The organism is Vibrio sp. 970 (assembly GCF_033339075.1).
In genome coordinates, this window is record NZ_JAWOTW010000348.1 from 1 (window position 1) to 683 (window position 683).

The 683-nt window shown below is 44.8% G+C and carries 1 protein-coding gene; it reads right to left on the bottom strand.

What is annotated here, in order from left to right; translation table 11 throughout:
• Positions 1–615, bottom strand: a 615-nt coding sequence (locus R7Q11_RS26580; RefSeq protein WP_225467048.1) for an amino acid ABC transporter ATP-binding protein, incomplete at its 3' end; no start/stop codon positions are given.
• Positions 616–683 lie beyond the last annotated feature (68 nt).

Genomic DNA, 683 nt, shown 5'->3' on the forward strand with positions numbered 1-683 from the left:
AAAGCCCATTTCATGGGTTACACACAGCATGGTCATGCCTTCTTCCGCCAATTCGACCATAACGTCCAACACTTCACGCACCATCTCAGGGTCGAGCGCGGAGGTTGGCTCATCAAACAGCATGACTTTAGGACTCATACACAATGAGCGGGCAATCGCTACACGCTGTTGCTGACCACCAGATAACTGACCTGGGTATTTATCGGCTTGGTCTGGGATTTTAACGCGTTTGAGATATTTCATCGCAACCGCTTCCGCTTCCTCTTTCGGCATCTTTTTCACCCAAATAGGCGCAAGTGTACAGTTTTCCAAGACCGTTAAGTGTGGAAAGAGGTTAAAGTGTTGGAAGCACATTCCGACTTCACGTCGCACGGCTTCGATGTTTTTCAAGTCTTCCGTAAGCTCTGTCCCAGAAACAAAAATGTTGCCTGCTTGATGTTCTTCAAGGCGATTGATACAGCGAATCATGGTCGATTTCCCTGAACCTGAAGGGCCACAGATAACGATTTTTTCGCCTTTCTTTACATTTAAGTTGATGTTTTTTAGTACGTGAAACTCACCATACCATTTGTTCATGTCCTTCAACTGGATCATATAGTCTTGTTGTTGCGTCATAATACGTCCTTGATCTTGATGAGTTATCGTTTGTGACCGGTATGAAGTTTGTTTTCGAGCCATATTGA